Source organism: Myxococcus sp. XM-1-1-1, assembly GCF_020037095.1.
GTDB lineage: Bacteria > Myxococcota > Myxococcia > Myxococcales > Myxococcaceae > Myxococcus > Myxococcus fulvus.
This window is the reverse complement of record NZ_JAIQDH010000002.1, coordinates 402146-415820: the sequence shown is the minus strand read 5'-3', so window position 1 is coordinate 415820 and position 13675 is coordinate 402146. Positions and strand designations below refer to the sequence as shown.

Sequence of the window (13675 nt, the reverse complement as noted above, 5' to 3'; positions counted from 1 at the left end):
CCATGCGCGAATACAACTTCGACGGGCTCGTCGGTCCTACCCACAACTACGCGGGTCTGTCGCCCGGCAACCTGGCGTCACAGAGTCACGTCGGAGAGTCGAGCCATCCCCGGGAGGCCGCGCTCCAGGGCCTGGAGAAGATGCGCTTCGTCTCCGGCCTGGGGGTCGGCCAGGCGGTGCTGCCGCCCCAGCCGCGCCCCTCGCTGCGCGCCCTGAGGACCCTGGGCTTCACCGGCACCGACGAGGAGGTCATCACCCGCGCCGCGCGCGAGGCCGAGCACCTGCTGCGGCTGACCTCCAGCGCATCCTCCATGTGGACCGCCAACGCGGCCACCGTGGCGCCCAGCTCCGACACGGCGGACGGCCGGGTGCACCTGACGCCCGCCAACCTGTCGCAGATGTTCCACCGCGCGCTGGAGGCGGACACCACGCACGCGGTGCTTCGCGCCATCTTCGCCGACGAGAAGCACTTCGCGGTGCACGCGCCCCTGCCGCCCGGCAGCCACTTCGCGGACGAGGGCGCGGCCAACCACACACGCCTGGCCACCCCGGGGCACGCGGGGGTGCACCTGCTCGCCTGGGGCCGCAGCGCGTGGCAGGACGTGACGGGCCCCAAGCGCTTCCCCGCGCGCCAGACGCTGGAGGCGAGCCAGGCGCTCGCGCGGCTGCACCAGCTGGACGCGCGCTCGGTGCTCTTCCCGCAGCAGCACCCCGAGGGCATCGACGCGGGGGCCTTCCACACGGACGTGCTCGCGGTGGGCAACGAGCGCTTCCTCATGCTGCATGAGCTGGCCTTCGTGGACCACCCGGGGCTGCTCCAGGTGCTGCGCGAGAAGCTGGGCCCGGACTTCCGCGCGGTGGTGGCCAGCAGCGCGGAGCTGCCGCCCAAGGACGCGGTGAAGGCGTACCCCTTCAACTCGCAGGTGCTGACGCTGCCGGACGGGACGATGGCCATCGTCGCGCCCACCGAGAGCCGCGAGACGCCCGCGGCCCGAGGTTTCCTGGAGCGCGTGGTGGCCGAGGACACGCCGGTGAAGGCGGTGCACTACCTGGACGTGCGCCAGTCCATGAACAACGGCGGCGGGCCCGCCTGCCTGCGCCAGCGCGTGTGGCTGACGGACACCGAGCGCCGCGCCATCCACGCGGACGTCTTCTACACGCCCGCCCTGCACGAATCGCTCGCCGCCTGGGTGCGCCGCCACTACCGCGACGTGCTGCGTCCCAAGGACCTGCAGGACCCGCTGCTCGCGCGCGAGACGATGACGGCGCTGGACGAGCTGACGCGCATCCTCAAGCTCGGCAGCGTCTACGACTTCCAGCAGTGACGCCCGCCCGCCTGCTCCAGTGACAGGACGCCGAGCCCTCGCACCGGGGGCTCCGTCCCGAGGGGCGAGGAGTGCCGTGGCCCCAACCGTCGCGGTGACACACCTTTCGTTCAAGGAGGTGGCGTCCCGTGATTCCGGCTTCCATCCAATACTATCTGCGTCGCAACCGAGTCCTCTACGAGCGCTACTGGCACCCCCGGGCGGTCACCGCCCAGGAGCTGGCCGAGGCGCTCCATGTCTCCGGCTGGCGCGTGGCCAAGTCCGTCATCGTGATGGCGGACCGTCAGCCCTGGATCTTCGTCGTCCCCGCCGCGGGCACCGTCGACCTGGAGCGCGTGCGGGAGCTGCTCGGCGTGCGCACCGCCCGGCTCGCCACCGAGCGGGAGTTCTCCGACCACTTCCCGGACTGCGAGGTTGGCGCGGAGCCGCCCTTCGGCGAGCTGTACGGCCTGCCCGTGGCGGTGGATGAGACGTTGAGCCTCACCGAGCACCTGCTCTTCCGCGCGGGCTCGCACGAGGAGGCCCTGGAGATGCGCTTCCAGGACTTCGCCACGCTGGAGTGGCCGCTCGTCGCCTCGTTCATCCACGAGCGGCTTCAACCCTCGGCCTCGGCCGTCACCGTCATCCCTCCCATCCTGATGGAGCAGGACGCGCCGATTCCGGCGTGAGGAGGGTCAGGGTTCCACGAGCGGCTCGCGGGAGTCTCCCAGCAGGTGCTCCAGCTCCTGCGCGCGCGGGTCGCTCAAGAGCTCCTTGCGACGCGAGTCCACGCGAGCACGCTCGGCGGACTCCAGCCGCGTCATCCAGGCCCGTGCGGCCTCGCGCGCATCGGGCGGCAACAGCGCCAGCCCCTCGCTCACCGAGCGGGCCGCCGCGTCGTAGCGCTTGAGTGACTCCTGCAGCCGCGCCACCGCGAAGTGGGCCTCCGCGCTCGGCAGGAGCCGGGCCACCGTCTGCCGCCGGTCCACCGCGCGCGACAGGAGCCCCTCGCGCTCGAGCCCGTCCGCCTCCATCGACAAGAGGCGCGCCCGCTGACGGTAGTCCGTGACGAGGCCGCCCACCTCCTGGAGCGTCTGGCGCGCCCGCCGCGTCAGGCCCGCGTCCATCTGCCAGGAGGCCAGGATGAGGGCCAGCTCCAGGTCCTCGGGGTGACGTGAGCGCAGGGCCTCGATGTCCCTCAACGCGGCGTCGCTCTCTCCTCGCCCCCGGAGCACCTCGGCGCGCAGGAGCGCGGTGTCACGCTCACCCGGCGCTCGACGCTCGACCTGCACGCAGGCCGCCTCCGCCTCGGGCAGCTCCTTGCGCGTCAGCCGCAGCCGCGCCTCCCGGGCCCACAGGGCCGTGACACCCGGGCGGCCCTCGAAGTGCTCTCGCGCCCAGGCACCATAGGCCAGCGCGAGGTCCGAACGATTCAGATGCCAGGACACCGCGTCCAGCAGCGCCCCGGCGATGTCGGGCGAGTCCGGCGTCATCGCCACCAGGTCCTCCACCGTGCGAGCCCGTCGGACCGCGTCGCCCACGAGCGCGCCCTTCTCGCCCGCCTCGTACGCCAACCGGTACTCCAGGAAGGCCTGCGAGCGGTGCCCCATCGCCAGCAGCGCATGCGCCGCGACCCGGTGTGACACCGCGTCCAGCGGCGCCAGGTACAGCGCGCGATTCACGAAGGCCAGCGTCTGGCTCGCGCCCTCGCCTCCTCGCGCCGCGTGCGCGGAGGCCACCAGTCGATACAGCAGGTAGTCGGCCGGATGCCGGTCGATGAGCGCGAGCCCCCGCGCATGCACCGTCTCCACCGGCGCCCGCGCGCGGACCTGCTCCGCCAGCTCGGTCTCCGCGTCCGAGAGTCGCGAGGCACCGGGCAGCAAGGCCACCAACGCCACCGCCATCAGCGCACCACTGGCGCCCAGCGAGACGAGGGGCGAAGGCAGCGCCCACGCATCCGCGGTGTCGCGCTCGCGAGGGCGCGCCACCGTGCCGAGCACCACCAGCGCCGCCACCGCGCAGGCCGGCAGCTCCAGGCTGAAGTCGAAGAGGTTGTGCAGGGCCAGCGCCGCCACGCCCGCGAGCGCGGACACCTCCAGCGCGTCCAGCCCCTCGCGTCGCGCCAGCCGCGCGAAGCCCCAGACGGCCAGGACCAGCAGCAGCAACCCGGGCAGGCCCAGCTCCGCCGCCAGCTGGAGCACGGCGTTCTCCGGGTGCGTGAGCGTGTTCGGGTTGAGCTCGGACTGGTAGCGCGGGAAGGCCGCCTCGAACGCGCCGCGCCCCATGCCCAGCGCCGGGAAGGACGCGGCTGCCCTCGCCATCATCGGCCACAGGGACACCTTGGACTGGCCCAGCTTCTCCAGGCTGTCCGCCGAGCGGGCCTCGGCCCAGAGCGGCTCCGCCACCGCGTACGCGCCCACGGCCAGCACCGCCACGAGCCCCAGCACCGGGACGAAGCTCCGCGCGGACGTGACGCCGCGCCGGTCCTCCTGGCGCCTTCGCGCGAGCCACAGCGCGAGCAGTCCCTGACCGAGGACGAGGAACACGATGCCGCCGCGCGACAGCGTCAGCACCACGCCCAATCCGCACGCGCCCGCCGCCAGCGCATACGGCAGCGCCTTCGTGGGTGGACGCGTCGTGAGCGCCAGCCCCACGCCCACCGAGGCCCCCAGTCCGAGGAAGCCCGCCAGGTGGTTGGAGTTGCCGAAGAACGTCACCAGCGTCGGATGCGCGTGCACCCAGGAGCGCAGGCCGAACAGCGACGTCACGCCCATGAGCGCGTGGCCCAGCCCCACCAGCGTCACCGCCGCGCCCGTGAAGGTCACCACCGCGAGCAGCCTGCGACGGCTGTCCTTCGAGCGCGACACCTGGACCGTGGCGAGGAAGACGAGCAGGTACGCCAGGTGCTTCGACAGCTCACGCCACGTGGCCGGCGGGTCCAGCGACACGGGCCGAGCGCCACCGAGGCCCAGGGGCTCCAGCGCGAACTCCCGCAGCGCCGCGGCCTCGGGGCTCAACAGCCCCAGCACGCCGGACGGCAGGGGGACGAGCTGCGCCGCGCACAGCGCCGCGCCCGCGGCCAGGGGCGCGGCCACGAGCGGGAAGCGCAGCGACTGCCCGTGTCGCCGCGCGCCGATGCACGCCAGCAGGGCCGCCGCGCCGGAGAGGAGGCCCAGCGGGACGAGCACCCACTTCGCCGCGCCGCCGAGCGCCAGCGGACACACGACGACGAGCATGGCCAGGGCCACTTCGGCGAGCCGGGTATACCGGGAGCTGCTGCGTTGCGAGGGGGCCATGCGAGAGGGCCTGCGAGTATGGCATGGGCTCCGGAACCCTCTGCTTTCCGGCCCGCACCTCCTGCTCGGCGGCTGACAGGGCCGGCAGGCGCGGAGCCCCTCCCTCCCTGTCCGGCGTTGAAAACCCCTCCGGCCCCCGAGTGGGCTTGCATCCCGAAGACCTTCTGGCATCTTCGCCCGCACCCATGCGCCGCTTCCTGCTCGCCACCGCCCTCCTCTGCGCCACCCTGTCCGGCCTCGCCGGCTGCAAGGGGCCCTGCCGCGAGCTGTCCGAGAAGCTGTGCGACTGCTCCATCAACTCGGTGGAGAAGGAACTCTGCCTCCAGAACGCCTCGCGCGAGGAGAGCCGGGTGGAGCCCACGCCCGAGCAGGAGGCCGTCTGCGAGACGAAGCTCGCCGGCTGCGACTGCAAGAAGATTGAAACCGCCGAGGGCAAGCGCGAGTGCGGCATCGCCCGCGAGGGCGGCATCGACTGAGAACGCGGGCCCCTCATGCCCCCGGCGCCACCGGCCGCGCGCGCGTGGATGCACCCTCCGCGTCCACCCACGGCTGCAGCGCCTTGCGCACCCGCGAGCGCATCGGCGTCTCCACGTACCGGTGCACCAGCACGGACGCGGGCAGCGCCAACAGCAGCACCGAGCCCAACCAGCCCCACGGCGTGTTGAGGTCCACCCACGGCGACAGCACGCGCTCCAGCTTCATCGCCGCCTCGCCCGCGGGGTACTGGAGCAGGTACAGCGCGTAGCTCGCCGAGCCCAGGTGCACCGCCCACGGGCGTGACAGCACCCGGCCCAGCAGGCCCCCACCCCGCGCCAGCCCGTACACGAGCAGCCCCGAGGCGGGCGCCAACAGCGCGTTGTGCATCAGCACGTACGGAATCCGCTCGCCCGCCGCGCCCGCCGCCACCAGCAGCGCCGCGCCCAGCGCCGCCAGCACCGCGCCCGAGCCCTTCGCCGCACCCGCCTGCCGCTCGCGCACGAAGCACCAGCCCAGGAGCACGCCGAAGAGGAACTCCGGCAGGCGCGAGAGCGGCGCGAACTTGAGCACCGCCAGCCACGCGCCCCACGAGTGCGCATCCACCGTGTCCAGCCCATCGGGCCGCAGCGCGAGGTAGAGCACCGGCGGCACGAGCCCCAGCACCCACGTCGCGCCCAGCGCCACGGGCAACAAGGACGGCTTCAGGCGCGACAGCCCGCGCGCGAGCTTCGGGAACAGCGCGTAGAAGAACGCCTCCACCGCCACGGACCAGCCCGGCGGGTTCCAGTACAGCGCGAGCAGCGGCACCCACGCCTGCACCAGGGCCAGCGTCGCCACCGCCGCCACCGCGAGCTTCACCAAGGCCACGTGCCACGCGTTGCTCGCGAACGAGGCGAGCATGGTGGGCGGCGCGGACAGCAGAAAGGTGAGCAGATACACGGGATAGACGCGGGCCACGCGGGCCGCGAGGAAGGCGCGCGTGCCCGTCTCCATGCGCCCGTCCGCGTCCAGGTAGTTCCAGGCGAGCACGAAGCCGGACAGGACGAAGAACACGCCCACGGCCGAGAAGCCCGCGCCCACCAGGTTCTGCAGCCACTCCGGCGCCGGCGCCAGGGCCGGACGCGCGAAGTGGAACAGCACGACATGCAGGGCCGCGAAGAAGCGCAGCCCCGTCAACGCATCGAGTGAACCGCCCCGGCTCACCGCCGGCCGATGCCGTAGTACGTGAAGCCCAGCTCGCGCATGCGCACGGGGTCGAACACGTTGCGGCCGTCGAAGATGACCGGCGCCTTCATCAGCGACTTCATGCGCTCGAAGTCCGGGTGACGGAACTCGTTCCACTCCGTGACGACGAAGAGCGCGTCCACGCCCTCCAGCGCCTCGTAGGGCACGCTGGCGTAGCGGATGCGGTCACCGAAGACGCGCCTGGCCGTGTGCGTGGCCACCGGGTCGTGCGCCACCACCGTGGCGCCCTTGCCGATGAGGCCCTCGATGACCTCGATGGACGGCGCCTCGCGCATGTCGTCCGTCTTCGGCTTGAAGGCCAGGCCCCACACGCCGAACTTCTTGCCCTCCAGCGAGCCGCCGAAGTGCTTGGCCGCCTTGTTCACCAGGAGCTTCTTCTGCCGCTCGTTGGTGCGCTCCACGGCGCGCAGCAGGTCCAGCTCCAGGCCGAACTCGCGCGCGGTGGCGCCCAGCGCCTTCACGTCCTTGGGGAAGCACGAGCCGCCGTAGCCCACGCCCGGGAAGAGGAACGGGTAGCCGATGCGCTTGTCCGAGCCCAGGCCCTTGCGCACGAAGTCCACGTCCGCGCCCACCTTCTCGCAGAGCGCGGAGATGTCGTTCATGAACGAGATGCGCGTGGCGAGCATCGCGTTGGCGGCGTACTTGGTCAGCTCCGCCGAGCGCGTGTCCATGAAGAGCACCGGGTTCTCGGTGCGCACGAAGGGCGCGTACAGCTCGCCCATCACCTTGCGGCCGCGCTCGGAGTCCACGCCGATGACCACGCGGTCCGGCTTGAGGAAGTCGTCCAGCGCGGCGCCCTCCTTGAGGAACTCCGGGTTGGAGACGACGTCGAACTCCACGCTTGTCACCTTGCGGATGGCCTCGCGCACCTTGTCCGCGGTGCCCACCGGCACGGTGCTCTTGTCCACCACCACCGTGTACTGCTTCATCGCCTTGCCGATCTGCTCGGCGGCGGCCAGCACGTACTGGAGGTCGGCGTCGCCCGTCTCACCCTCGGGCGTGCCCACCGCGATGAACACCACGTGCGCGTTGGAGACGGCCTCGGCCAGGTCGCGCGTGAAGAACAGGCGCTTCTCGCGCACGTTCTTCTTGATGAGCTCCTCGAGCCCGGGCTCGTAGATGGGCACCTCGCCCGCCTGGAGCATCCGAATCTTCCGCTCGTCGATGTCCACGCACGTGACGTCGTTGCCCGAGTCCGCGAAGCAGGTGCCCGCGACCAGGCCGACGTAGCCCGTTCCGATGATGGCAATACGCATTGAAGGAGTCCCAGTGGGGAGGTGTCTTGACCAGAACTCATACGCCGGGACGCGCTCGGAAAGGAAGCCCGTCCCCGGGGCAGTTCAGCAACCGGGCGGGCTCACTGCCCGGTGAGCAGGCGACGCACTCTTTCCAAGCCCCTGAGAGCCGAGGTCCGGCCGGGGGTGCTGACTGGACCCACCACCGTGCGGTCCAACAGCTCGCGCGTCGCCCGGCGCAGGGGCGGCAGTGCGGCGGTGGCGTCGGCCGCGGCCTCCGGGAAGAGGCGGGCGATGATGGACAGCGACGTGTACAGGGCGCGCTCCAGGCGCCAGTCGGCGGCCCGGGCGAGCAGCGCGGGCACATCCAAGGGACGCGAGTAGACACCGCCCATCCACTTGGCGCCCGTGACGAGCTCGCGGAGGTCGATGAAGGACAGCCAGGGTACGTCGTACCCCTGACGCGCGTGCTCCAGGCAGACCAGGAGGACCGAATCCTCCAGGTCGGCCCGGTACATGGAGGGGCCGTAGACCTTCATCGGCTTGGCGCGCTCGATGATGCCGGCGGTCTGCTCGCGGCGCTGGGGACCCAGGATGTCGGAGTAGAGGTGGATGGCGGTGCGGCCGTCGGTGACGACCTTGGTGGCGCCGCTGTGGGAGGCGTCGGCCTCCGGCTTGAACTCGTGGTTGGAGAGGAAGCCGGCGAAGCCATCCACGTCCATGCGGCGCAGGAGCAGCTGCAGCTCGAGCACGGGGCGGAAGCCGATGTGCGGATAGAGCGCCTCGGCGAAGGCGGCCGAGCCCATGAGGACCAGCTTGCGTCCCTCCAGCTCGTCGACGACCTGCTTGAAGTTGACGAGCTTCATCACGTTGTCGTTGACGGAGCCCTGGTAGACGGAGAGCAGCCTGTCGCGGGCCCACTCGGGCGCGGCGCTGGCGCCCAGGCGGTACTCCAGGTTGTAGGCCGCCAGCGGCGCCAGGCCCTGGGCGATGGCCCAGTCCACGTACTCCTCCCAGGGCGCGCCCTTGAGGGCACCTCGCGGTGGGTCGAACGAGGCGAGGACGCGGAAGGTGTCGAGCAGGCTGAGCGGCATGGTGGCCCCCTTTAACGGGCCCACCGCATGCCCTGCAATCACTGCCTGCGCCCCTCGGGACGACGCCGTGGTGGACAGCGGACATCCGGCCCGTCCCCCAGGGCGAGCCCCCACCCGCTCACCTGTCCGGCGGGCCGCGCAGCAGGGTGTCCAGGCGCCGCAGCGCATAGCGGACCATCGCCCCGGGCTCGGGCGACAGGAGCAGCTTCGCCGCCATCCAGCGCGGACGGCTGTGCACCAGCTCGGTCGCCACCAGGCGAGACTCGGAGAAGAACCTCCGCCCCAGGCGCCTGCGCCACCCCGAAGGCGCGAGCGCGGCGAGGACGTCCTCCGGCACCGGCGCGCCCAATAGCCGCCGTGCGACCTCCCAGCCGTGGAAGACGAGCTGGGGCAGCCCCGAGTCCCGAGCCCCCTCGATGACGCGGTCCCAGTCCAGGCCCCGCGCCGCCAGGAGCTTCAGGTCGAACAGCCACGCCAGCCGCTGCAGCAGGTGGTGGCTGGCGTGGAGGGCCAGGTAGACGGCCTCGTCCTCGGGGCCAAGCCACCGCACCCGGTGGCCGTCCACCGTCCCTTCCACCGCGCGCGCCAGCAGCGCATCGCCCTCGAGCGCCCTGCCCCAGCCCGCCAGCGCGCGGAAGTGCAGCTCCACGAGCCCCGCCTTCCCCTCCAGCTCCAGGTGGTGCGAGTCCACGTGCGCGTGGCGCCCATCGCGCGACGGGCGCACCGTCAGCCCCAGGCTGGTGAGCTGGTGCACCGCCGTCGCCACCTCGGTGCGGGACACGAGCAGGTCCACGTCGCGCGTGGCGCGCTGGAGCGGATCCGGGTACAGCCTGAGCGCCAGGCCGTAGCCCTTGAGAGACACCGGCGTGATTCCCTCGCGGGACAGCGCATCCAGGCTCTTGAGCAACAGCGCCTTGACCTGGAGCGAGCGGGCCGCGCCGGCGAGTGACTCCCGGCGCAGCAGCGCGCTCGACTCCGAGGGGAGCTGCCACCCCGCCTGTCCCACCGCGTGGGCCACGAACCCGGCGAGCCCGTGGCGGACGGCGCTTCGCACGAAGGTGTCCGCGTCGGCGCCCTGGGGAGCGCGAATCTCCGGGGGCTCCGGCCAGGCGCGCAGCAGCCCGACGAGGGGGCTCGGGCCTGGGCGGGTCGTCATCGGCGCAGCGCGATGACGCGCCCGGGTTCAGCGTCCGCGACGGACAGGAACTTCACGGCGCGCTCGGCGATGGCATCCGCCACCAGCTCCAGCGCCAGCTCCTCGTCCCGGTCGATGGCGTCGCGGCCATCGCGCCAGATGAGCAACAGCGAGCCGAGCACCTGGTCCTCGTCCTTCACCTCCAGCCTCCGCTCGAAGGGCAGCGACAGCCCCGCAGCGCGCTCGGTCTCGAAGACGATGCCCTCCACGAGCTCGTCGTGGGCCTGCTGGAAGCGCAGCTCCTGGCGCGACACGCCCAGCACGTCCGCCAGCGGGCGCACGGAGCTCCAGACCTCCTGCGGCGAGCGAGCCTCACGCACCGAGCCGATGACCTGCTTCACCACCGAGCGCAGCCGGAGGTTTCGCTGACGGCGCTGCTGCATGTCCCCGGCCCGGCCCAGGTCCAGGTAGCCCAGCTTGCGCATCATCACCGCGATGACCACGCCCATGCCGCACAGGAGCAGGGCGCTCTGCGCGCTGTTGGCGAAGTTCAGGCCCAGCGCGGTGAGCATGAACAGGCCGCACAGGGCATACAGCACCAGCACGGTGGAGCGGTGGCTGAGCACCATGCGGCTCATCACCCGGTGATGGATGTGCTCCTTGTCCGCGCTGAACAGGGGCCGGCCCAACAGCGAGCGGCGAATCACCGCGAGCAGCGTGTCCATGATGGGCAGGCCCAGGGCCATGATGGGCACGAGCATGGCCACCGCGGTGCCGCTCTTGGTGCTCGTCTTGATGGAGACCGCCGCGAGCACGAAGCCCAGGAACATGCTGCCCGTGTCCCCCATGAAGATGGAGGCCGGGTTGAAGTTGAAGACGAGGAACCCGAGGATGGCCCCCGCGAGCGCCGCCATCAGCAGGCACAGCAGCACGTCGCCTCGCGACAGTGCGAGGATGAAGTTGGTGCTCACGCCGAAGAACGCCACGCCGCCCGCGAGCCCATCCAGCCCGTCGATGAGGTTGAGCGCGTTGACCACGCCCACCATCCACAGCACGGTAAAGGGCAGGCTCAGCGCGCCCAGCGTCAATTCGGGGCCGAAGGGATTGGCGATGACCTCGATGCGGAAGCCCAGCGCATACAGGCCGAGCGCCACCGCGAACTGCACGCTGAACTTCAGCCGCGCGTTCGCGCCCCGCAGGTCGTCGTAGAGCCCCAGCGCGGCGATGACGCCACCGCCGACGAACAGGCCCATCACGAGGTCGGTGTGGGAGCGGAAGTTGTGCCCCACGCCCGAGTCCACCAGGAACAGCGCGCACAGGGGCGCGAAGAAGCCCGCGACGATTCCGATTCCCCCGAGCCGGGGAATGGGCCGCACGTGGACCTTGCGACTGGAATTGGCCTGGTCGAGCCAGCCCCACGCCAGGGCCTGGTTGCGCACGACGTACGTGAGCCCCAGGGCGACCATCAGCGAAACGAGGAAGGCAACGAAGAAGGTGATCATCGAGATGGGCCGCCTTCGTCATGCTGACGGTGAGCGTCACGGCGCGTCAATGAATGTCGTTGTGCGACACCCCGATGTCGCACGAGTCGTCCCTCGCCGAGCAACCATGCGGGCTGCGGCGTGTCATTGTTGACCTCGAACGGAACCGATTCCTCGTCGGCGGAGAATGCGAGAGGCCGGCCCTGCTGGCAGGCCCTTCGTCGTCCGCTGTTGACGCCTTCGCTTCGGGGGACACAATGCGCCCACCTCTTGCGCATGCCTCCCAGGACATCCATCCGCCTACAAGCCCACGGGCCACTGCCGCTGGGAGCAACCCGTTGAGTGGCGAGCTCGCGTCTCCGCGGCGCATGGATGGGCTGGATGTGCTGCGGGCCTTCGCCATCCTCGGCGTCCTGGTGTTCCATGCGCCCGCGGCGGTGCATGACGCCGTGCCGTACGCGGTGCGCTTCGCGTTCGCGCACGGGTGGATGGGCGTGGACCTGTTCTTCGTGCTCTCGGGCTACCTCGTGGGTCGGCAGGTCTTCGCCACGGAGGAGGGGCCCACGCTGGGTGCGCAGCTGCGCACCTTCTGGCTGAAGCGCTGGATGCGCACCCTGCCGCTGTACTTCGTGGTGCTCGCGCTCTACGCGCTCAAGCCGTGGCTGGTGGGCACGCCGTTCGTGGGAGGCGGCTGGCACTACGCCCTATTCCTCCAGAACTTCGGCCACCCGCGCGACTTCGTGCAGAGCTGGTCCTTGTGCGTGGAGGAGCACTTCTACTTGGTGCTGCCGCTGCTCGCGTTCGCGCTGGGTGGGCGACGCTGGCCCGCCTGGGCGTGGCTGGGCTCGGTGGCATTGAGCGTCGCGGCGCGCTGGCTCTTCTCGCGCGGCCTGCCGGCGGACGTCACGATGTCGAGCCTGGACACGCTCGCGCCCTGGTCCACCGAGCTGCACCTGGATGGGCTGGGCATCGGCGTGTTCCTGGCGAAGACCGCGCCCACGTGGAGGAGCTGGTCGCCGCGAGGGCGGATGCTGTGTGGCCTCATGGGCGTGGGCGTGCTGGCGCTGACGGTGGGGCACCACGGCGCCATCGTGACGACGACGAACCACGTCTGGCTGCTCGCTGGACTGGCGGTGGGCTTCGGCGGGGTGCTCGTGGGCCTCGAGTCGCTCCAGCTCCCCCGGGCCCCGCGTTGGGCCGTGTACCAAATCGCGCTGCTGTCCTATGGCGCGTATCTCTGGCATGGGCTCGTGCTGCGAGGGGTGGAGCGGCTGGACCTCCGCCTGGGCGCGTGGGGGCTGGACCTCCTGGCGTACCTCGCTCTGACGCTGGGCGTTTCGTGGGTGACCTACGTCGCGGTGGAGAAGCCGTGCCTCAAGCTGAGGGACTGGATGCTCGCGCGAGGGGCAACGCCTCATGGAGTTCCGGCGCCATGAGTCAACCGGGCGTCACGCTGGTCATCCCCACGTACAACGGCGCTCGCCGGGTGGAAGCTCCCCTACGAGCACTGCTCGAGCAGACCGCGGCGAGCGACTGCTTCGACGTGGTCGTGGTGGACAACAACTCGACGGACGACACGGCGCGCGTGGTGGAGCAGAGCGCGTCCGTCGCGGGGCTGCGCCGTCGCGGCGTGGAGGTCCGCGTCGTGAACGAGGCGCGGCAGGGGCTGCTCTTCGCGCGACTGTGCGGAATCCTGAGCGCGCGACGGGACATCACCTGCTTCCTGGATGATGACAACGTCCCGGAGCCGAACTTCATCGTCGATGGACTGGCACACTTCGCGGATGCCAGTGTCGGCGCGGTGGTCTCGCGGCTGTATCCTCGCTACGAGACACCGCCTCCGCCCAGCATCTCCCGGAGGGAGCACCTGCTCGCCATCAATCACCGGATGGGGGATGCGGTCATCGACTTCGGCGCGGGGGCCACGATTGCCCCCACGATTGGGGCCGGACTGTGGCTGCGTCGCGCGGCCTTCCTGGAGGCTGTCCCCTGGCAGACACCGGAGCGGCTCATGCCGGACAGGCTGGGCAACCGACTCCTGAGCGGAGGAGACATCGAGCTGGGGTTCCTGCTCGGCAAGGCGGGACACCGGCGCATCTATTCGCCTGCGTTGAAGGTGTGGCACCTCATCCCGCCCTCCCGATTCGAGACGCGGTACTTCCTGCGGCTCATCGTCGGCGTGGTGCGCAGCGAGAAGACCCTGGAGGCGCGCTATCTGGGGCGACGCATGGGCGCGGTGTCCCGGATGAAGAACTGGGCACGACTGGTGGGAGCAGGACTTGCGAGCCCCGCGCTGGCGCTTAGAGGAGACCCCGTGCGAGAGGTGTTGTTCGTGCTTGCGAGCCGCTGGGCACAAGCGCTGGGCCCCTATTCCCACCTGCATCAGTCACGCTGAGCGAGCCCTCACC

11 protein-coding genes are annotated in these 13675 nt (G+C 71.2%); 5 read left to right on the top strand and 6 right to left on the bottom strand.

Annotated features, from left to right (window positions below; all coding sequences use genetic code 11):
• Window positions 1–2 precede the first annotated feature (2 nt).
• Both astB and K8640_RS05690 read left to right on the top strand, forming a co-directional pair.
• Window positions 3–1325, top strand: coding sequence for an N-succinylarginine dihydrolase (gene astB / locus K8640_RS05695; RefSeq protein WP_223746138.1), 1323 nt, complete (start codon window positions 3–5; stop codon window positions 1323–1325).
• A gap of 128 nt (window positions 1326–1453) precedes the next feature.
• Window positions 1454–1993, top strand: coding sequence for an aminoacyl-tRNA deacylase (locus K8640_RS05690; protein ID WP_141324648.1), 540 nt, complete (start codon window positions 1454–1456; stop codon window positions 1991–1993).
• A gap of 6 nt (window positions 1994–1999) precedes the next feature.
• On the opposite strand, the gene K8640_RS05685 is transcribed toward K8640_RS05690, so the two are convergent.
• The gene (locus K8640_RS05685) at window positions 2000–4600 is read right to left on the bottom strand and encodes an O-antigen ligase family protein (RefSeq protein WP_223746137.1); all 2601 of its coding nucleotides are present in this window, start codon (window positions 4598–4600) and stop codon (window positions 2000–2002) included.
• A gap of 185 nt (window positions 4601–4785) precedes the next feature.
• Here K8640_RS05685 and K8640_RS05680 point away from each other — a divergent pair, with 185 nt between their 5' ends.
• Window positions 4786–5076: a hypothetical protein gene (locus K8640_RS05680; protein ID WP_141324650.1), complete on the top strand. Its 291-nt coding sequence runs from the start codon at window positions 4786–4788 to the stop codon at window positions 5074–5076.
• A 13-nt stretch (window positions 5077–5089) separates the two neighbouring features.
• Here the strand turns inward: K8640_RS05680 and K8640_RS05675 are convergent, their stop codons facing one another.
• From K8640_RS05675 to K8640_RS05655, 5 genes are all read right to left on the bottom strand, one after another.
• The gene (locus K8640_RS05675; RefSeq protein WP_223746136.1) at window positions 5090–6280 is read right to left on the bottom strand and encodes an acyltransferase; all 1191 of its coding nucleotides are present in this window, start codon (window positions 6278–6280) and stop codon (window positions 5090–5092) included.
• Entirely contained in the window at window positions 6277–7578 is a 1302-nt protein-coding gene (locus K8640_RS05670) for a UDP-glucose/GDP-mannose dehydrogenase family protein (RefSeq protein ID WP_223746135.1), read from the bottom strand. The genes K8640_RS05675 and K8640_RS05670 overlap by 4 nt, the downstream gene beginning before the upstream one ends.
• A 101-nt stretch (window positions 7579–7679) precedes the next feature.
• Complete coding sequence (locus K8640_RS05665; RefSeq protein ID WP_223746134.1) at window positions 7680–8651, bottom strand: nucleotidyltransferase family protein; 972 nt, start codon at window positions 8649–8651, stop codon at window positions 7680–7682.
• Window positions 8652–8769: 118 nt separating this feature from the next.
• Entirely contained in the window at window positions 8770–9807 is a 1038-nt protein-coding gene (locus tag K8640_RS05660; RefSeq protein WP_223746133.1) for a nucleotidyltransferase family protein, read from the bottom strand.
• The gene (locus K8640_RS05655) at window positions 9804–11288 is read right to left on the bottom strand and encodes an MraY family glycosyltransferase (RefSeq protein WP_223746132.1); all 1485 of its coding nucleotides are present in this window, start codon (window positions 11286–11288) and stop codon (window positions 9804–9806) included. Before K8640_RS05655 ends, K8640_RS05660 begins: the two co-directional genes overlap by 4 nt.
• A gap of 317 nt (window positions 11289–11605) precedes the next feature.
• Between K8640_RS05655 and K8640_RS05650 the strand changes: the two genes are divergently transcribed.
• Both K8640_RS05650 and K8640_RS05645 read left to right on the top strand, forming a co-directional pair.
• The gene (locus tag K8640_RS05650; RefSeq protein WP_223746131.1) at window positions 11606–12703 is read left to right on the top strand and encodes an acyltransferase; all 1098 of its coding nucleotides are present in this window, start codon (window positions 11606–11608) and stop codon (window positions 12701–12703) included.
• A complete protein-coding gene (locus K8640_RS05645) occupies window positions 12700–13662 on the top strand; it encodes a glycosyltransferase (protein ID WP_223746130.1) in 963 nt (320 codons plus the stop codon). Before K8640_RS05650 ends, K8640_RS05645 begins: the two co-directional genes overlap by 4 nt.
• The last annotated feature ends 13 nt before the right edge of the window (window positions 13663–13675 follow it).